This window comes from Roseateles paludis (genome assembly GCF_039872745.1).
Lineage (GTDB): Bacteria > Pseudomonadota > Gammaproteobacteria > Burkholderiales > Burkholderiaceae_C > Pelomonas > Pelomonas paludis.
In genome coordinates this window covers 734188-751673 of sequence record NZ_JBDPZD010000002.1, presented here as the reverse complement: position 1 = coordinate 751673, position 17486 = coordinate 734188, and the positions used below count along the sequence as shown (strand labels likewise).

The following is a 17486-nucleotide window of genomic DNA, read 5'->3' as shown; positions in this document are numbered from 1 at the left end:
GGACTCCGGTTGGCAGTGGTTTGTCTCGGGTGAGCGTGCTCTACGAGGCGCGGAGGACGGCCGACTCCGTGAATGCGTCGGCGGGATGAAGCAGTTCGAGCGCGACCTCCTCAAGCGTGACATCCGCAGCGCTGCCGAAAACCGTCGTGGCACTGATGAAGGACAAGCGGCCGAGCCGTGTCTGGATGATCAAGGGCACAGCTGGCCCGGCCAACGGCTCGTGGCCGCTGTCCGTCGGGCCGGGGTAGGCCAGCACTTCACGCAGCAGGTGCTCCAACTGCGGGTCCGCCGTCATCTGGATCTGGCGCCGCAGCATCGCCACGTAGTGCAGCCGCCATGTGCCCAGGTTCAGCACACGGGGTGCCAACCCGCCGGGATGCAGCACCAGGCGGATCACGTTGATCGGTGGCCGCAGCAGGGCGGCATCGACGCCTTCGTACAGCGCCGGGACGGCGGCGTTCGACCGGACGATGTTCCAGTGCCGGTCGATCAGGTAGGCGGGAAACGGCTTGTGCCGTGCCAGCGTCAGGTCAACGATGGCGCGGATGCCGTCGAACGCGGGGTCGTCAAAGGCTCCGGCCTCAAACACCGGCGCAAAGCCGGCCGACACCAACAGGGCATTGCGCTCACGCAGCGGAATGTCGAGTTCCTCCGCCAAGCGCAGGATCAGGTCGCGCCCAGGCTGAGCACGGCCCGTCTCGACAAAACTCAGGTGGCGTGAGGACACGCCCGCCTGCAGGGCCAGGGCCAATTGGCTCAGGGCGCGCCGCTCGCGCCACCCGCGCAGTAGCTCGCCAATGCTGGCAACGGCAGTCTGAAATCGCGTGTCCATCACGCATTTTCATCTGGGGGAACGCGGGGCCCGCAGCCTCTCGGCCGCTTACCTGCAGGTAATCGACGCGCCGCCTTCGTCCCCGCACAGTGGCGGCGCCGTCAGCAAATCGCCAACGCACCCCAACACCTCCATGAAAGGGCCTCAGGCTCATGCGCGCCTATCGACTTCAAGACCTTGGCTCACCGAGCGCACTGCGCCGGCAAGAGGAAGACCCGCCGCAACCAGGCCACGGCCAAGCACTCGTCAAGGTGCACGCACGGTCCATCAACTTCCGCGACCTGCTGATCCAGCAGCAGCGCTACGCCGTTCCCGCGCGGCCCAGCGTGGTGCCCTTGTCAGACGGTGCTGGCGAAGTGGTCGAGGTGGGCCCCGGGGTGACGGGGCTGCGTGTGGGCGACCGCGTCACCGCCTGCTACTTCCCCAAGTGGCAGGCCGGCAGCCTGGAGATGCCCATGGCGCTCGATCAATTCGGCTGCACGCGCGACGGCATGCTGGCTGACTACGTGGTCGCCGAGGCTGCTGCGCTGGTGCCCGCCCCCGAGCACTTGAGCTTTGAGCAGGCCTGCACGCTGCCCTGTGCGGCCCTCACGGCCTGGAGCGCGCTGACCGGCGGGCGACCCATCGCGCCGGGCCAGACCGTGCTGACCATTGGTACCGGTGGCGTCGCGCTGTTTGCCGTTCAGTTCGCCAAGCTGTTCGGTGCCCGGGTTGTCGCCCTCACGTCCGGTGCCCACAAGGCGGCGCGCTTGCGCACGCTCGGCGCGGACGAGGTCATTGATCGGCAACTGCACCCCCAATGGGCGTCAGAAGTACGCCGCCTGACCCATGGGGCCGGCGTTGACCACGTCGTCGAGACCGGCGCCATCGACAGCTTGCCGCAGTCCCTGGCCGCCTGCGCGGCCAATGCCGAAGTCGCCTTGGTCGCCGCGCTGGGGCAGGGCAGCCTGGACGCATCAGCACTACGCGGCCTGGTGACCATACGCAGGGTCTTTGTGGGCAGCCGCGCGGCCTACGAGGCTATGCACCGCGCCATCACCCAGCACCGCCTGGAGCCCGTGATCGACCGCGCGTTTGCGTTCGATGAAGCCCACCTGGCCTACCAGCACTTTGCCGAGCAGCGCCATGTGGGCAAGGTCGTCATCGCCGACCGCTGAGCCCTCCCGCCCACCTGTGGGCACCGACCGCGCACCACGCATCAACACACCAGGAGCCAACCCACATGATCGACGCGCAACTGCTGGCAGAGCGCTATGCCGCCCTCTGGAACGAGACCGACCCTGCAACGCGCCGCGCCACCATCGAGGCTCTGTGGCGGCCCGATGGGCACCACTTCGTCAACGCCACGCATGCCCAGGGCTTTGATGCCCTGGAGCAGCGCGTTCGCGGGTCCCACGAGAAGAACGTGCGTGACGCCGGGCACAGCTTCCGCCTCGCCGGCCTGGCCAGGCAGCTCCTCGGCGTCGTCACCTTCAACTGGCAGATGGTCCAGCCCGCCACCAGCGCGGTGCTCGCCACCGGCCTGGAGTTCCTCGAGATCGACGATGGCGGACGCATCGTTCGGGATTGGCAGTTCATCGTTGGGTAGGGGCTGGGCATCGTCCGTGTGCCAATTGCTGCGGTGGCCACTAAGCCACGTGGTACCTGGAGGCCCAGCAACGCGGCCCAGTGCAACGCAAGCTCTGGTGGGTGCTGCACGCCGGCCTGCACAAGGCCCAAGGCCAGGGCTATGTCGTGCAAAGCAACAGCCAACGCTGGGACGCCCGCGTCGGCCTCAACTGGTCACCCCAAGTGGGGCTGGAGGTGCAACTCGCGGCTGTTGCGGCGGGGCCTGGTGGGCCAACAACGAGGAAGAGGGATGAAGGGAGACCGACCGCGGGGGGGACGTGGGCGCGTGGTGGGATGCGGCGAATCGCGTCTTGGCATGTTTGCTGGCATTGGCTGCCAGAAGCGGCCGGTCAATAGCGGCGGGCATGGGCGCAGAAGACTGGCTACTTACAACCCAGCCCCCGTGCTCAAATGTTGGGCGCAAGTCGCTAATGGTCGGCATAAGAGGCGTTAGGCGGCACAAGGCGCGTATCAACCATGCGAATCATCGAATTGTTCTCGAAACGCCAGGCAATGCTCCGCGGAGAGGCACCTGATGTGTTCGTGTACGACAAGCTTCCCCAGGAACTTCGCGTCCAGATCGTTCACATCCTGCGGGACTACCTCGGAAACGAGGACGACATCCACCGCGACGAGAACATGGTGTCAGGTGCATACGAGTTCATCGTCGATTCGCTCTGCCGTGAGTACGGGCTATTCAAGCTTCCAAGCGCTAAGGACTACGGCAAGCGCGATTACATGTCCGAACTCTTCAACTTCGTTCTCAATGAGAAGAATGTGGAGCGCGTCCTGGATGCCGTAGAGCTGGCATGTCGAGTTATTGACGTCCACTCTCGGGAATGGCGGTACCGGCACCGCCAAGACGCTGACGAAGAGGCAACTGCCGGACTAGAGGAACTAAACGTTCGCTTTCAGCGCCAGGGATTTGGCTATCGCTTTGAAGGCGGTGATGTTGTCCGCATCGACTCGGAGCTTGTTCACGCTGAAATCGTCAAGCCTGCCCTGACGCTTCTTCATGCCGCTCGGTACCAAGGTGCTGAAGCAGAGTTTCATCATGCACACGAGCACTACAGACATGGGCGCATGAAGGAGGCGTTGGCCGACTGCCTAAAGTCCTTGGAAAGCGTCATGAAGTCAATAGCGGATGCGCGGAACTGGAAGCGCGATCAGGGAGCTACCGCCAAGCCCCTCATCGATCTGATGTTCGAAAGGCAGCTGATACCAACCTTCTGGACACAGCACTTTTCAGCCTTGCGCGCGATGCTAGAGAGCGGGGTTCCAACCGCACGCAATCGGCTTGGCGGTCACGGACAAGGAAGTGCCGTTGTTGATGTGCCGCCGCACTATGTCGCGTTTGCTCTTCATCAAACCGCCGCCGCGATCGTCTTTCTTGCCACGGCGGAAGCAGAATTGGCCTAGTGGCGACTTTGTTCCCTTTTCCAGTGGGCGCCCACGGCACATCTCGCATGCCCACAGTCGCTGTTCATGTCAAACGTTGAGTAAATGCCTGGCTCTGCTGGATGCTTTGAGTCAAGAGTCGGCTCAGGCTTGATCCAGTCATGCAGGCCAAGTGCGCCGCGCATCAGTATTTTTGCCCCTTTGAACCTCCCCCCCTCTCCCCGGTACTCACCCTGAGTGCGGGCCACCCTTTGGCGCCCGCGATGCCTGGAGAGGACCGCGATGCGCTTCAACGCAAAGGGACACACGAAGAGAACGGCGCTGCCGTGGTTGGCGTTGAGCCTGGCCACCGTGGCGCTTCTCGCCGCCTGCGGCGGCGGGGGCAGTGGTGAGGGGCTGGACGCGAATGGCCGGCCGCTGAGCGAGGGGGAGGACCCTTCGGGGCCGCTGTTGCCCAACTTCCGCTCGATCCAGTCTCACGTGTTCACGCCGCGCTGCACGGGCTGCCATGCGGGCGCCACGGCGCCGCGTGGGCTGCGGCTGGATGCGACCAACAGCTATGCGCTGCTGGTGGGCGTCTCGGCGGGCGAGGTGCCGGCGCTCAAGCGCGTGGCGGCGGGGGACCCGGACAACAGCTACCTCATCCAGAAGCTCGAAGGCCACGCCAGCGTGGGCGCGCGCATGCCGCTGGGTGGGCCTTACCTCGACGACGCCAGCGTCAATGTGATCCGGCAGTGGATCAAGAACGGAGCGGTGCAATGAGCAGCTTCTCTCGTCAGATCCTCCGTGGCCTGCTGGCCGTGGCCTTGCTGGCGCCCTGGCTAGCCCAGGCCGAGCCTTACCTGGCCGTGCGCTATGGCGTGAAGTGCGTCAACTGCCACATCAACCCCACGGGCGGCGGCCTGCGAAGCGCGGCGGGGCATGCCTTCCTGAAGGGCGCGATTGCGTCCAATAGCGCGCCGGAGCCGCTGTCGGATTGGTCGGGCAACCTGTTTGACGACCGCCTGCGCCTTGGGGGCGACCTGCGCACCTCGTCGGTCTCGACCGACGTGCCGGGCAAGGGCTCCACGCGCGTGGGCGGCACCGAGCAGGCGCGCCTCTATGCCGACCTGCAACTGGTCAAGGACTACCTGGGTGTCTACCTGGACCAGCAGGTGGCGCCGGGCAAGGCGCTGCGGCAAGAGGGCTATGTGCGCGTCTCGACGCCCGGCCTGGGCTGGTATGCCAAGGCAGGCCAGTTCTACCTGCCCTTTGGCTGGCGGCTGCAGGACAGCCTGGCCTTTGTGCGCCAGCTCAGCGGCGTGAGCATGACGGTGCCCGACAAGGGCGTTGAGATTGGCATGGAGCGTGATGAGTGGTCGGCGCAGATCGCGTCCACCAGTGGGGCTGGCAACGGCAGGCAGCTGACCGGCCAGGTCACCTGGCTGCAAAGCTGGGGCCGGGTAGGCGCTGCGCTGGCGCGCGTGAACGGCACGGGCGGCGACCGCCAGGCTTGGGGGCTGTTTGCCGGCACCACCACGGGCCCGGTGGCCTGGCTGGGGGAGGTGGACTTGGTCAGTGACAGCGGCTACCCCGAGGGCACGCGCAAGCAGGTGGCCACGCTGCTGGAGGCCAACTGGCTGGTGCAGCAAGGCCACAACCTCAAGCTCACCAGCGAATACCTCGACCCCGACCGCAAGGTGGCCAATGACTACAAGAGCCGGCTGAGCCTGGTCTACGAGTACACGCCGATCGCTTTCATGCAACTGCGCGCGGGGTGGCGCAAGTTCGGTGGCATCCCGCAGAACGCGCTGGACAACCGACGGCAGCTGTTCGCCGAACTGCACGCCATGTTCTGACCATGACCAGCCTGCGCGTCCTTCAGGTCTGCGGCCTGCAGGACGCGCAGCTGCGTGCGCCGCAGCAGCTGCTGGCGGACTGGGCCACCACGCCGCTGATCGCCGAGGCTGCGCAGGCAGCAGGGGTGGATGTGGCCGTGCTGCAGCAGCACCGCGAGCAGTGCCGCGTCGAGCGGGCGGGCATTGGCTACCACTTCCTGCCCTTGCTGAACCCATCGGGCGAGGGCCTGAGCCCGGCCTGCCTGCAACTGCTGGCGGCCTTGCGCCCGCAGGTGCTGCACCTGCATGGCCTGGGCTTTGGCGCGCTGGCCCGGGCGCTGGCCCAGGCCTGCCCGGGCGTGCCCCTCGTCATCCAGCACCACGCCGAGCGCGTGGCCACGCGGCCCTGGCTGTGGTGGCGGCAGCGGCAAACGCTGGCGCTGGCGCGCGGCTTCATGGTGTGCGCGCCCGAGCAGGCGCAGGCCTTTGCGCGGCGGCGTGCGCTGGGGCGGGCGTGCCGGGTGTACGAGGTGGTGGAGTCGTCCTGCCACTTTGAGCCGCGTGACCGCGCTGCGGCTCAGGCGCGCACGGGTTTGCGCGGCGAGCCCTGTGTGCTCTGGCTCGGTCACCTCAATGCCAACAAGGACCCGTTGACCGTGCTCGATGGCATCGAGCGCGCGAGCGAACGCATGCCGGACCTGCCGGGCCTGCAGCTGTGGATGTGCTTTGGCGAGGCGCCGCTGCTGGCCGAGGTCAAGGCGCGCATTGCCGGCTCGTCGCTGCTCGGGCGCGTGCACCTGCTGGGCCGCGTGCCGCATGCCGAGGTGGAGTGGCTGCTCTCGGCGGCTGACATCCTCGTCCAAGGCAGCCACCACGAGGGCAGTGGCTACGCGGTCATCGAGGCCCTGGCCTGCGGCGCCGCGCCGGTGGTGACGCGCATCCCTAGCTTCCGCGCCCTGGTGGGCGATTGCCCGGCCGCGCAGCTCTGGCCCACGGGCGATGCGGCGGCGCTGGCCGATGCGCTGGTGGCAGCGGCGGCCTGGTCGCATGAGGACCGGCGCCACTCGGTGCGGGCGCGGTTTGACGCAGCTCTCTCGCCCCAGCAACTGGGCCGGCAATTGCGCTCGGCTTATGAAGACTTGTTGAACGCATGAGCACGGCTTTGGACACATCAGGCGCGGGGCGTGCGGTGTCGCTGCACGTGGCCTCGACGGCGCTGAGCCAGGGCATCCGCCTGGTCAGCAGCATCGTGCTCGCGCACTGGGTCAGCCCGGCCGAGTTTGGCGTGTGGGGTCTGGCGATGGCGATTTTTGGGTTGCTGCATTTGCTGCGCGACCTGGGCCTCACGACCGTGCTGCAGCGCGATGCCGTGCTGGCGCAGCAGCAGCTGTCGGCCTGCCTGGGCGTGCTGGCGGTGTCGGGCGCCGTGGCGGCGCTGTTGCTCGTGGTGGCGGCCGCGCCGCTGGCCACGCTGCTGGGCCGGCCCGCGCTGGCACCTGTGCTCTGGGTGCTGGCCCCGGCGTTGCTGGTGGCGGGCCTGGGCAGTGTGCTCGCGGCGGTGCAGACCCGCCAGTTGGCCGCGCGGCCGTTGGCCTGGGTCAGCCGGGTGGGCGATGTGGTGCAGCCCGCGCTGGCCTTGCTGCTCTGCACCCAGGGCTTTGGGGCGCTGGGCCTGGCCGGTGCCGAGCTGGGCTGCGGCCTGGCTTGCACGGCCCTGGCCTGGCAACTGCGCACCCGGCACTGGGCCTGGGTGCCACGTCTTGCCGGCGCGCGTGCGGTCTTGCGGGCGGGCTTGCCGGCGCAGGCTGGTGCCTTGTTCAACCATGCGCAGGTGGTGTGGCCGCAGTGGTGCCTGGGCCTGTGGGGCACGGCGGTGGCGCAGGGCCTTTACTTGCGGGCGCAGACGTTGACGCAGTGGCTGCCCGCGCTGGTGATGCCGGCCATCGGCTTTGCCGCGCTGCCCGTGCTGGCCGAGCGCCACCACCGGGGCGAGCGACTGGGCCCGACGGCCTGGCAGGCGATTGCCGTGCTGCTGCTTTTGAGCCTGCCGCTCTTGGGCTTGCTGGTGTGGTCAGCGCCCGCCTGGCTGGGCTGGTTGCTGGGCGCTGCGTGGCTGCCGGTGCTGCCGCTGTTGGCGCCCCTGGCGCTCACCGCAGGCTTGCAGGTGGTGGTGATGCCGGTGCCAGCGGTGCTCACGGCGCTGGGCCAGGCCGGTGTGGCCAGCCGCTTGCTGGCGCAGGGCTTGGTGCTGCGCGTGGGTTTGGGCTTGCTGGCGGTGCTGCCTGCGCACCCAGACACGGCGCTGCGCCTGGCCTGGGCGCTGGCCCTTGCGGCGGGCCTCGCGGCGGCCTTGCAGCTCTGGGCCTTGTGGCGCGCGCTGGCGCCTGAGCGCCTTCCGCTTCCGCCCCTTCAGCCCTCCCGGCGCTTCATCACGATCAGGAAATGATCACCCAGCGTGCGCACGCCCGGCCAGCCGGCAATCCAGCGGTCCAGCCGCCACAGGCGCTCGTGCCAGCGGGGGTGGCGGTCCTTCAGCCAGGTCAGGTAGGGCGGCGGCACCAGGATGCACAGCCCGCGCTGCGTGACGAGTTCGAACTGCGATTCAAACGCCGCATAGAACTCGCGCGGCGTGTAGTAGCGCGTCCAGATGGTGTGGCCGTTCATGCCCACGGGCACGGTGTCGCGCGCAAAGCGCACCTTGAGCCGGGCCCAGCGGCCTTGGCGCGCGTAGTGCCACACCTCCCAGGGGCAGTAGCGGCCGATGACGGTGAACACGAGCTGCCCGCCCGGCCGCAGCAGGCGCGCGCACTCGCTGGCCACGGCCTGCAGCTCGGGCACGCAGTTGAGCGGGCCGAGGTTGGAGTAGATGCCCTCAAACTGCCCGTTGCCCGGCAGCTTGCGCAGCTCGTGGGCGCCCAGGGTCAGCGCGTGCACGCGCTCGCTCAACCCCAAGTCCCGGGCGCGTTGCCGCGTGCGCGCCACCATGCCGGGCGACCAATCGGTGGCCGTCACCGTGTGGCCTTGCTCGGCCAGGTGCACGGCGTCCAGCCCGGTGCCGCAGCCCAGGTCGATCAAACGGCTGCCGGGCGCAAAGCTGCGGGCCAGCCAGGCCCACATCTCGTCGCGCATGTCCTGGATGGCGGCGTTGTTGCCGCGCGGGCCGTCGTAGTCGGGGGCCACGCTGTCAAAGGCTTGCTGGGTGGCTTGCAGGCGGGTGTGAAGTTCGTGGGTCATGGGGGTGCAGCGTGAAGCTGGCCTTGGTGGTGCCGGGTGGGGTGGATGCCTCGGGCGAGCGGCGGGTGATCCCGGCCGTGCTCTCGCTGGTGCGGCGCCTGGCGCGGCGCCACGAGGTGCATGTGTTCTCGCTCTTTCACCAGCGCGAGGCGGGCCGCTGGCCGCTGCTGGGTGCCGAGGTGCACAACCCCGGCGGCAGCAGCAACTTGGTGTGCGAGTGGCGCGCGCTGCAGGCCATGCGGGCCGAGCACCGGCGTGCGCCGTTTGACGTGATTCAGTCGCTCTGGGGCGGGCCCTGCGGCGTGGCTGCTGTGTGGGCGGGGCGCGTGCTGCACCGGCCGGTGGCTGTGCATCTGGCCGGGGGCGAGCTGGCTGCTGTGCCCGACATTGGCTGGGGAGCCGCCCTGAGCCCCTGGGGCCGCTGGCGCGAGCGCTGGGTGCTGCGCCAGGCCCAGGCGGTGACGGCAGCCAGCCAGCCCATGCTGGCGCTGGCCGCAGCCGTGGGCGTGCAGGCGATGCGTTTGCCGCTGGGGGCCGATGCCGACGTGTGGCCCATCACTGCACCGCGCCCGCGCAAGGCCAACGCACCGCTGCGCCTGGTGCAGGTGGCCAGCCTCAACCGCGTGAAGGACCAGCCTTGTTTGCTGCGCGCCCTGGCCCTGCTGCGCGAGCAAGGTGTGGACGCCGTGCTGGACCTGGCGGGCGCCGACACCCTGGGTGGCGAGGTGCAGCGCTTGGCTGCGCAGTTGGGGTTGGCAGGCGCCGTGCGCTTCCATGGCGAGCTGACGCAAGCCCAGCTGCGCCCCCTGGTGCTGGTAGCCGACCTGCACGTGATCACGTCCCGCCACGAGGCCGGCCCGCTGGCCGTGCTGGAGGCGGCGCTGTGCGGTGTGCCGAGCGTGGGCACGGCCGTGGGCCACTTGCAGGAATGGGCGCCGCACGCCGCGCGCGTGGTGCCGCCGGGCGATGCCCTGGGCTTGGCCGGTGTGCTCGCTGAGCTGGCGCGGGACGACGTGCAGCGCCTGGCCTTGGCTGCACGAGCGCAGGCGATTGCGCGCGCTGAGGATGCTGACGACACGGCGCGGCGTTTTGAGCAGCTTCATGAGCAACTTCATCAGCGGCTGGCCTCGGGCTGGTAGTCGAGCGCGCGATGCACGGCATACAAAGTTTGCGCACGCGGGGCCTGGCCACGCACCACGTCGAGCGCTTTGCGCCAGCGGCTCTGCTGCGTCCAGGCGCTGCCGCGCAGGGCGGGCTGGGCGGCCACCAGGGCTTGGGTCACGGCACGCTCGCGGCGTGGTGGCGCGAGGCGCTCTCGCGCGCACAGCCACAGCTCGCGCGGGGTACGGCACCAGGCCAGGCCGGGCAGGGCCACGACGGAGAGGCGCGACAGCGAGGCCTGGCCCAGCGTCTCATGCGCGGCCTGCTGGCGCAGGAGCACGGGGCAGGCGCGGCGTGCGGCATCGAGGGCCGGGCTGGCTATCGCATCCTCCAAGCCAGGCTGGTAGCGCTGCGCCAGCGCCAGCACGGGCCATGCCCACCAAGCCGCGGCGCCGGTGTTGTCGGGCGCCAGGGCCTCGTCCCACTCGGCGCGGGTGAGCCGTGGCGCGAGGCGGGCGATGTCGATCAGCTGGATCAAGCGGACCGAGCGCGTGCACAGGTTGCCGGCCGTGTGCAGCAGCAGGTGGCGCATCAGCGCGGCGTGGCTGGGGTAGGGCAGCACACCGGTGCCGGCTGGCCGCCAGAGTGCGGCGGTGATGTCCACCTCGGCCACGGGCAGGCGCTCGTGGATGCGGGTGTGCAGATCGAGCTTGAGCGGGTTGTCGGTGTGCTCGGCAAAGTGCGGTTCGGGCAAGGCCTGCAGCGGCCGGTAGTGCCGGTGCTTCCAGCTCGTGGCCTCGGGCACAAAGCCGAGCGGTTGCACCAGGGCGTCCAGCGCTTCAACATCGCCGGGCGTGCAGAGCAGGTCGATGTCGCCCATGGGGCGCTCTCCCGGGGCGTGAACCCTGAGCTCGAGCAAGGCCGCGCCCTTGAGCGCCAGCACGGGCAGGCCGTGGGCGCGCGCGGCTGCGTCGAGCGCCGCGAGCTTGGCGCGCACCTGGGCCTCGCGGGCCTGGCAGTGCCCGTCCTGGCTCGTCAAGAACTCATGCCACTCAGCGGGCCCGCGCCACACCAGCCGTTGCGCGAGCAGGCCCGAGATGCCATGCACAAAAGCCATGGCCATGGCCACGCGCCAGTCCAGCAGCGTCCAGTCAGGTGCCGTGCTGCTCGCGCTGCGCAGCTCCAGCGCCAGGCGCTCGGTGGTGCGCTGCAGGCTGGTGGCCAAGGCATTCATCTTCAACACGCGTTCACTCCCTCACGATGACTCGACGCCAGATTGCCGACCCCTTTGACGAAGACATCCCGCTGTCCCTCACACGCCGCTGCGTGGTGCTGGGCCAGGTGGTGGAGTTCCGCACCCACGATGCCGCCTGGCTGGCCTTGGTGGATGCGGCCTACGGTGGCCTGCCGGGGGCCGTGATGCAGCCCGAGGCGCCCGCCTTGCGGTTGGACCTGTTCGTGTCTGACGCGGCCCCCACCTGGCCGCTTGACGCCGCCCCGCCCGCCCCGCAGATGCTGGGCGGCGCCGGGGTGCGCGGCGCGCTGCTGGATGCCAACCACGCAGCCCTGGCGGTGCTGGACACCGGCCGTGCCGTGGTGCGCCTGAGCCGTGCGTTGCTGGTCCACAGCTACCACGCGCGCTATGAGTTTTTGGAGTTCGCCGTCTATGTGCTGGCCCAGCACGCCAGCCGCATGCTGCCGCTGCACGCAGGCTGCGTGGCGCTGGGCGACGCGGCGGCCTTGATCGTGGGCGACAGCGGCGCCGGCAAGTCCACGCTGAGCCTGCTGGCGCTGGCCGAGGGCCTGCAGTTCCTGACCGAGGACAGCTGCTTTGTGGACCCGGTGAGCCTGCGCGTGGCGGGCGTGCCCAACTTCTTGCACCTGCGCTTTGATGCGCTGGACTGGCTGCATGACGCTGGGTGGCGTGAGCGGGTGCAGGCGTCCGCCGTCATCCACCGCCGCAGCGGCGTGGCCAAGTGGGAGCTGGACATGCGCGGCGGCTGGGCGCCGTTGGCTACTGGGTTGCCGGTGCTGCGGCATCTGGTGTTTGCCAGCAGCAGGCCAGCCGGAGAGCAGCCGCTGCTGCGGAGCCTGGGGACTGATGAGGTGTTGGCGCGCCTGCGCGACACCCAGCCCTATGGCGCCCGGCATGCGGGCTGGGCGGCCTTTGAGCACACGCTGGCCGGCGTGCAGGGTTGGGAGCTGAGGCGCGGGGCGCATGCGCGGCAGGGGGCACAGGCGCTGGCGGCGCTGTTCAAGCTTCCAGCGCCGCGCTGAGCTCTTGCGGCTGCAAGGTGTCCAGCAACGCTTCCCAGCGCCGCGCCACGTCGGCCCGCTCTGCGGGGCTGCGTGCGTCCACCTCGGCGTGCAGCAGCGCGCGCACCTGGCGGTAGGTGGTGGTGTCGAAAGCGCCCTGGAACATCATGGCCAGGTCGGCGCTGTCGTCCCAGTGCGTCTTGCCTTGCAGCTGGCTGCGCACCTCCTCGTAGAAGGGCGTGCCGGGCAGCGGGTAGGCCACGCTCACGCCCACGTCGTCAGGGCGGGTCTGCTCAATCAGGCGGCGCGTCTCCAGCAGCTCGGGCAAGCCCTCGCCCAGGTAGCCGAGCTGGATGAAGAAGCCCACGCGGATGCCCTCGGCCCCGAGCAACTGGCGGGCCTCGCGGATCTCGCGCACCGTGGTGCCTTTGCGCATGGCGTCCAGCACCTTCTGGCTGCCGCTCTCGGCACCCAGCCAGACCTCGCTGCACCCAGCCTCGCGCAGGGCGCGCGCCATGGCGGGGCTGATGAGGTCGGCGCGGGTCTGGATGGTGAAGGGCAGGCCGCCGCCCTGGCGTTGCAGCTCGTCGGCAAAGCGCTGCACCCAGTCGACGCGAAAGCCAAAGATGTCGTCGGCGAACCAGATGTGGTCGGGGCGCAGCTGCAGCTTCAGCGCCACCATCTCGCGCGCCACGGCGGCCGCGCGGCGCTGCTGGTAGCGCTGGCCCCAGATGGGCTTGGCACACCAGCTGCATCTGAAGGAGCAGCCCTTGGAGCCGGCCATGTTGAGGCTGAAGCGGCCATGGACGCGCAGCCACATCTGGCGGTAGCGCTCGACGTCGATGAGGTCCCAGGCCGCGGCCAGGTCGGTGCCGCCGCCTGCCTGGCCGGGCAGTCGGATGACAGTGTTGCTGGCGCAAGAGCTAGGGGCCGGCAGCGTGGCCGGATGGATCACCCCGGGCAGCGTGGGCATGGGCGCATGCGGGCGCCGCAGCAAATGCTCGACCACGGCGGGCAAGGCCTCCAGCCCCTCGCCGCGCAGGGCGGCGTCGGCCCCGGCCTGCACATAGGGCGCCGGCGCATCGCTCACGTCCGAGCCCGCCACCAGCACGCGGGCCCCGGTGGCCTTGGCCAGTTGGATCATCTGGCACGCGGCATCCCGCATGCGCGCCAGGCACATCTTGCTGAGGTAGTTGTAGTTGTCCTCATAGAGGACGAGCACGGCCGGGGCGGCCTCGGCCAGGGCCCGCGCAAAGTCGTCCACGCCCTCGGCCAGCATGGCGTCAAACAGCGCCGGCGCGTGGCCGTGTTGCCTCAGCAGGGTGGCCACCTCCAGGGTGGCCAAGGGCGGGTAGGGCTTGGCGCGCTCGAACTGCTTGGGGTCGAAGCGCAGGAAATACGAATGGGCGACCAGAACCGACGGCATGCACGCTCCCGCAAGGGCGCCGCATGAAGCGCAGGCGCTCGCGGAGTGAGTCCCGAGTCGCTGTGAAAAGGTTCACGCACGGCCGTCAGAGCGCGTTTCTTGAACCGCTTCAAGGCCAGCCTGCCTCTCGGCGCGCAAGCTAGGCGCCATGGCCATCCCGCTGCACATTCCGCTCCACGTTGTTTCGGCTGAACCACCGCCGCTGGCGCCTGGCCCCTGGGCCTGGTCGCGGCTGTTGACGGCGCCGCACCGCCTCGCCTTCTTCACCGGCGGCGTGGGGCTGGCCGTGGCGGCGTTGTGGTGGTTGGCCTGCCTGGCACTGCCGGTGCCCTGGGCCGTGGCGCGGCCGGTGGCGCATGGGCTGGTGATGGCGCTGTGCTTCATGCCGCCTTTCATGGTGGGCTTCATGTTCACCGCCGGGCCGCGCTGGCTGGGGGTCGAGGGCCCTGATGCGCGGGCCTTGCTGGCTCCGATGCTGATCTGGGTGGCGGGTTGGGTGCTGGCCCTGGTGGGCTTCCATGTCGCGGCCTGGCTGGCGGCTCTGGGCCTGGCGCTGGCGGCGTTGGCCTGGGCGCGTTGGCTGGGGCGCTTTTTGGGCCTGGTGCTGCACAGCGAGGTGCCGGACCAATTGCACGCCCGTGCGGTGGCCGCTGCCTGTGTGCTGGGTTTGCTGGCCTTGCTGCTGGCGGCAGTGGGCGTGGGGCTGGGCTCGCCTGCCTGGGCCCGGATGGCGGTGCAACTGGCGCTCTGGGGCTTTGTGGCGCCGGTGTTTGCTGTCGTGTCGCACCGGATGATTCCGTTCTTCACGGCAGCGGTGCTGCCGCAGCTGGAAGCCTGGCGGCCGAACAGCCTGCTGGCGCTGATGCTGGGCAGCCTGGCCGTGGCCGGGGTGGTCGAGATCACCGCCGCGCTGGCCTGGCCGCCCGTGGTGCTGTTGGGTGCCGCCACGCTGTTGGTGCTGGCGGGCGCCGCGCTGCTGGCCTTGGCCCTGCGCTGGGGTCTGGTGGGCAGCCTGCGCGGCGTGCATCTGCGCCTGCTGGCGATGCTGCACGGTGGCTTCGTGTGGCTGGGTGTGGCGCTGCTGCTGGAGGGGTTGTCAGTCGGGCTGCAGGCGCTGGGTCAGGCAGGCTTGGGGCTGGCACCCTTGCATGCGCTGACGGTGGGCTATCTGGGCTGCACCCTGGTCGCCATGGCCACGCGCGTGGCCAGCGGGCACAGCGGCCGGCCGCTCGCGGTGGATGGCCCGGCCTGGGCCTTCTACCTGCTGCTGCAAGCCACGGCCGTGCTGCGCCTGGCGGCGGTGTGGGACGGGCGCTTGCTACTGCTGGCCGCGCTGGGCTGGGCCGTGGTGGCGGCCGCCTGGGCGTTGCGCTACGGGCGCTGGCTGGGGCAGCCTCGGGCGGACGGTCGGCCGGGTTGATCGCCGCCGGGTAGGGCGCTGAAAGGTGTCTTGAGCGGCGCACTAGGATGGGCGCCGCTCGCCACCTTTCGGGGACCCCACCCATGCGCCCTTGCCCGCCTCCCACCTTGACGCTGCTGGCTTGCGCCCTAGTTGCCCAGGCAGCCGTGGCACAGCAGCCCCCAGCGCCCAACAGCCTGCAGCGGGTCGAGGTCAGTGGCCGCAAGGCGGCGGTGTCGCCCTGGTTCCGGGCCGAGAGCCAGCATCTGGTCGTCTACTCCGACACCTCGGAGGACGAAGTCGCTCAGTTGCTGGACCAGCTGGAGAAGCTTGATCACCTGCTGCGTATCTACGCACTGCCGCTTGATGCGGGCACCGGCCCCGAGGCCAAGCTGACGCTCTACTTCCACAGTCAGCCGGCCGATGTGCGCCGCCTGCACGAGGCTCCGGTCGAGGAACCCATTGGCCTCTATGCCAGCTGTTCCGCTGGTGCGCAGGGTTTTGTCGCGCATCTGGACCGCATCCCGCCGCTCACAGACGCCCAACTTGACAAGGCCGCGCTCGACCCCACGCTGTCCGCCGCCTTTGAGGCCTATGCGCGGCACTTCCTCTACCGTCACACCGACATCCGCACCCCGGCCTGGTTCATCGAGGGCTTTGCGCAGTACTTCTCCAGCGTCAGGTTCACGGGCCAGCAGATGGTGGTGGGCCGCACACCCACCCAGGTTGGCCGCTACCTGCATTTTCTTGAGCAGGGGCGGCGCTACAGCCTGAGCTACGAGGACGTGCTCAAGGGTCGCCTTGACGGCAACTCGCGCAACTACGGCGGTGAGGCCGGCGTGCGGCTGGAGTTCGAGGCCAAGTCCTGGCTGCTGACGCACTACCTGCTGGCCGATGCTGACCGCCGCAAGCGCCTGAGCCAGTACCTCGGCCTCGTTGGGCGCGGGCTGTCCGAGACGGCCGTCTTCACGCGCCTCTTCGGTGTCGCTGCCAAGGACATTGACAACCTGCTCTGGCGCTACGGGATCAAGGGTGTGCAGGCCATGCGTGTGGCGCCGGACGGTCTGCCCAAGGCCCAGGTGCGCCTGCGCACCTTGTCGGAGGCCACAGGCGCCGCGCTGCTGATGTCGGCGCGGCTCAAGACCTGCCCCAGCCGCCCCCGGGGCGAAGCCTTGCTCCAGCAGGCCAGCGCGCTGGCCGCCCAATACCCAGCCGACGAGCTCGTCCGCCTGACCCTGAGCCGCGCCCAGATCGATTGGGGTGAGCCGCAGCAGGCCTTGCCCCTGCTCGGCAAGGTGCTCGCTGCCGATGACACCCAAGCCGAGGCCCATCACCTGCTCGGCCTTGCCCACCTGCGCCTGGCGCAGGCCAGCAGCGGCGATGCCAAGCGCGCCCACCTGCAAGACGCTCAAGCCGCGCTGCGGCGCGCCTTGAGCCTGAACCCCGCCGCGCCCGAGGCTGCACTTGCGGCCCTGCTCGCCGCCATGACGGCCTCTGACGACCCAAGCGCCCCGGCCCTCGATACCGCGCTGGCAGCCTGGCGCGGTGCGCGGGACATCGGGGCTCTGGCTGGCGCCACCGCCCAGGCCCAGGCCCATGCCGGCCAGGGCGACGACGCCCACCGCATGCTCGGCGTCCTCGCGCAGGACCTACGCGCCCCCGACCTCGCCACCTGGGCGCGCCAGTGGCAGGCCAAGCTCGAAGCCGGCGTCAGCCGCGCCGCCCTGCTGGCTGAACTGCGCCGAACACCGCTGCCCGGTGCGGCCCAGCGCGAGTGGACGGTCGACAAGGCCAGCGCGATGCAGGCCGTCGAGCGCGGCTTTGGCCTTGAGGCGGCCGACAGCTTCATCAAGCAGCAGGCCCAGCAGCAAGACGCCTTGCCCCCCGCTCCGCCGCCACCGCCGGCGCCAGGCCGTTGAGCATCACATCGGTCCGGGCAGCCCGTCTGTCCGCGCCTTTGGTCGGTTCGTCGCAAGTGGCGTGCAAGGGCAGGGCAGGGCGCCCACACTGCAGTCACTGATTCACCACTGACGAGGAGCCCACCATGACCACCGCCGAACAACTCCAGCAACTGGCCGACCTTCATGCCCGTGGCGCCTTGAGCGACGACGAGTTCAGCCGTGCAAAGGCGCAGGTGATTGCCGGTACCGCCCCCGCTTCGGGCTACGCCAGCCGGGCCGCCGTGAGCGCCGCCAATGGCCTGCAGCGCATCCGTAGCGAGTCTTGGCTCGGCGGCGTCTGCGCCGGCATCGGCCGCGTCACCGGGCTGGACGCCTGGGTCTGGCGCATGATCTTCACGCTCAGCGTGCTGCTGGCCGGCACCGGCGTGCTGCTCTATGTGCTGCTGTGGGTCTTTGTGCCGGCAGCGCCTGAAGTGCAGCGCAGCCCGATGCTGACGCACAGCCACTGAAAGAC

At 69.7% G+C, this 17486-nt stretch carries 16 protein-coding genes; 12 read left to right on the top strand and 4 right to left on the bottom strand.

From position 1 onward, the window contains the following. Window positions 1-40: 40 nt before the first annotated feature. Window positions 41-832, bottom strand: coding sequence for a helix-turn-helix domain-containing protein (locus tag ABDJ85_RS09445; protein ID WP_347704503.1), 792 nt, complete (start codon window positions 830-832; stop codon window positions 41-43). A 152-nt stretch (window positions 833-984) separates the two neighbouring features. Between ABDJ85_RS09445 and ABDJ85_RS09440 the strand changes: the two genes are divergently transcribed. From ABDJ85_RS09440 to ABDJ85_RS09410, 7 genes are all read left to right on the top strand, one after another. Beyond that, the gene (locus ABDJ85_RS09440; RefSeq protein WP_347704502.1) at window positions 985-1989 is read left to right on the top strand and encodes a zinc-dependent alcohol dehydrogenase family protein; all 1005 of its coding nucleotides are present in this window, start codon (window positions 985-987) and stop codon (window positions 1987-1989) included. 65 nt (window positions 1990-2054) lie between these two features. Further along, complete coding sequence (locus tag ABDJ85_RS09435) at window positions 2055-2420, top strand: hypothetical protein (protein ID WP_347704501.1); 366 nt, start codon at window positions 2055-2057, stop codon at window positions 2418-2420. 497 nt (window positions 2421-2917) lie between these two features. Beyond that, window positions 2918-3859, top strand: coding sequence for an abortive infection family protein (locus tag ABDJ85_RS09430; protein WP_347704500.1), 942 nt, complete (start codon window positions 2918-2920; stop codon window positions 3857-3859). 261 nt (window positions 3860-4120) lie between these two features. After that, window positions 4121-4600, top strand: a complete 480-nt coding sequence (locus tag ABDJ85_RS09425; RefSeq protein ID WP_347704499.1) for a hypothetical protein — start codon at window positions 4121-4123, stop codon at window positions 4598-4600. Then, on the top strand, window positions 4597-5676 hold the full coding sequence (locus ABDJ85_RS09420) for a hypothetical protein (protein WP_347704498.1): 1080 nt from the start codon (window positions 4597-4599) through the stop codon (window positions 5674-5676). Before ABDJ85_RS09425 ends, ABDJ85_RS09420 begins: the two co-directional genes overlap by 4 nt. Before the next feature lie 2 nt (window positions 5677-5678). Then, window positions 5679-6809, top strand: coding sequence for a glycosyltransferase family 4 protein (locus tag ABDJ85_RS09415; protein ID WP_347704497.1), 1131 nt, complete (start codon window positions 5679-5681; stop codon window positions 6807-6809). After that, the gene (locus ABDJ85_RS09410; RefSeq protein WP_347704496.1) at window positions 6806-8101 is read left to right on the top strand and encodes an oligosaccharide flippase family protein; all 1296 of its coding nucleotides are present in this window, start codon (window positions 6806-6808) and stop codon (window positions 8099-8101) included. The genes ABDJ85_RS09415 and ABDJ85_RS09410 overlap by 4 nt, the downstream gene beginning before the upstream one ends. Here the strand turns inward: ABDJ85_RS09410 and ABDJ85_RS09405 are convergent. Beyond that, entirely contained in the window at window positions 8065-8889 is an 825-nt protein-coding gene (locus ABDJ85_RS09405; protein ID WP_347704495.1) for a class I SAM-dependent methyltransferase, read from the bottom strand. The genes ABDJ85_RS09410 and ABDJ85_RS09405 overlap by 37 nt on opposite strands. An 11-nt stretch (window positions 8890-8900) precedes the next feature. Here ABDJ85_RS09405 and ABDJ85_RS09400 point away from each other — a divergent pair, with 11 nt between their 5' ends. Continuing rightward, the gene (locus ABDJ85_RS09400; protein ID WP_347704494.1) at window positions 8901-10028 is read left to right on the top strand and encodes a glycosyltransferase family 4 protein; all 1128 of its coding nucleotides are present in this window, start codon (window positions 8901-8903) and stop codon (window positions 10026-10028) included. Here ABDJ85_RS09400 and ABDJ85_RS09395 read toward each other — a convergent pair. Continuing rightward, window positions 10004-11224 (bottom strand): nucleotidyltransferase family protein, encoded by a 1221-nt coding sequence (locus tag ABDJ85_RS09395; protein ID WP_347704881.1) that lies wholly within the window; start codon window positions 11222-11224, stop codon window positions 10004-10006. The genes ABDJ85_RS09400 and ABDJ85_RS09395 overlap by 25 nt on opposite strands. A 26-nt stretch (window positions 11225-11250) precedes the next feature. On the opposite strand from ABDJ85_RS09395, the gene ABDJ85_RS09390 reads away from it, so the two are divergent. Further along, entirely contained in the window at window positions 11251-12267 is a 1017-nt protein-coding gene (locus ABDJ85_RS09390) for a phosphoenolpyruvate carboxykinase (ATP) (protein ID WP_347704493.1), read from the top strand. Here ABDJ85_RS09390 and ABDJ85_RS09385 read toward each other — a convergent pair. After that, a complete protein-coding gene (locus tag ABDJ85_RS09385; protein ID WP_347704492.1) occupies window positions 12245-13672 on the bottom strand; it encodes a B12-binding domain-containing radical SAM protein in 1428 nt (475 codons plus the stop codon). The genes ABDJ85_RS09390 and ABDJ85_RS09385 overlap by 23 nt on opposite strands. Window positions 13673-13820: 148 nt before the next feature. On the opposite strand from ABDJ85_RS09385, the gene ABDJ85_RS09380 reads away from it, so the two are divergent. The 3 genes from ABDJ85_RS09380 (at window position 13821) to ABDJ85_RS09370 (ending at window position 17481) form a co-directional block, all read left to right on the top strand. Beyond that, window positions 13821-15092, top strand: coding sequence for an NnrS family protein (locus ABDJ85_RS09380; RefSeq protein WP_347704491.1), 1272 nt, complete (start codon window positions 13821-13823; stop codon window positions 15090-15092). A 146-nt stretch (window positions 15093-15238) separates the two neighbouring features. Then, the gene (locus ABDJ85_RS09375; RefSeq protein WP_347704490.1) at window positions 15239-16990 is read left to right on the top strand and encodes a hypothetical protein; all 1752 of its coding nucleotides are present in this window, start codon (window positions 15239-15241) and stop codon (window positions 16988-16990) included. Between the two features lie 125 nt (window positions 16991-17115). Beyond that, entirely contained in the window at window positions 17116-17481 is a 366-nt protein-coding gene (locus tag ABDJ85_RS09370; RefSeq protein ID WP_347704489.1) for a PspC domain-containing protein, read from the top strand. The last annotated feature ends 5 nt before the right edge of the window (window positions 17482-17486 follow it).

Bases quoted from the DNA above. Each gene is read 5' to 3' on its own strand.
- ABDJ85_RS09445 (WP_347704503.1), bottom strand. From the start codon at position 832: ATGGACACGCGATTTCAGACTGCCGTTGCCAGCATTGGCGAGCTACTG.
- ABDJ85_RS09440 (WP_347704502.1), top strand. From the start codon at position 985: ATGCGCGCCTATCGACTTCAAGACCTTGGCTCACCGAGCGCACTGCGC.
- ABDJ85_RS09435 (WP_347704501.1), top strand. From the start codon at position 2,055: ATGATCGACGCGCAACTGCTGGCAGAGCGCTATGCCGCCCTCTGGAAC.
- ABDJ85_RS09430 (WP_347704500.1), top strand. From the start codon at position 2,918: ATGCGAATCATCGAATTGTTCTCGAAACGCCAGGCAATGCTCCGCGGA.
- ABDJ85_RS09425 (WP_347704499.1), top strand. From the start codon at position 4,121: ATGCGCTTCAACGCAAAGGGACACACGAAGAGAACGGCGCTGCCGTGG.
- ABDJ85_RS09420 (WP_347704498.1), top strand. From the start codon at position 4,597: ATGAGCAGCTTCTCTCGTCAGATCCTCCGTGGCCTGCTGGCCGTGGCC.
- ABDJ85_RS09415 (WP_347704497.1), top strand. From the start codon at position 5,679: ATGACCAGCCTGCGCGTCCTTCAGGTCTGCGGCCTGCAGGACGCGCAG.
- ABDJ85_RS09410 (WP_347704496.1), top strand. From the start codon at position 6,806: ATGAGCACGGCTTTGGACACATCAGGCGCGGGGCGTGCGGTGTCGCTG.
- ABDJ85_RS09405 (WP_347704495.1), bottom strand. From the start codon at position 8,889: ATGACCCACGAACTTCACACCCGCCTGCAAGCCACCCAGCAAGCCTTT.
- ABDJ85_RS09395 (WP_347704881.1), bottom strand. From the start codon at position 11,224: ATGAATGCCTTGGCCACCAGCCTGCAGCGCACCACCGAGCGCCTGGCG.
- ABDJ85_RS09390 (WP_347704493.1), top strand. From the start codon at position 11,251: ATGACTCGACGCCAGATTGCCGACCCCTTTGACGAAGACATCCCGCTG.
- ABDJ85_RS09385 (WP_347704492.1), bottom strand. From the start codon at position 13,672: ATGCCGTCGGTTCTGGTCGCCCATTCGTATTTCCTGCGCTTCGACCCC.
- ABDJ85_RS09380 (WP_347704491.1), top strand. From the start codon at position 13,821: ATGGCCATCCCGCTGCACATTCCGCTCCACGTTGTTTCGGCTGAACCA.
- ABDJ85_RS09370 (WP_347704489.1), top strand. From the start codon at position 17,116: ATGACCACCGCCGAACAACTCCAGCAACTGGCCGACCTTCATGCCCGT.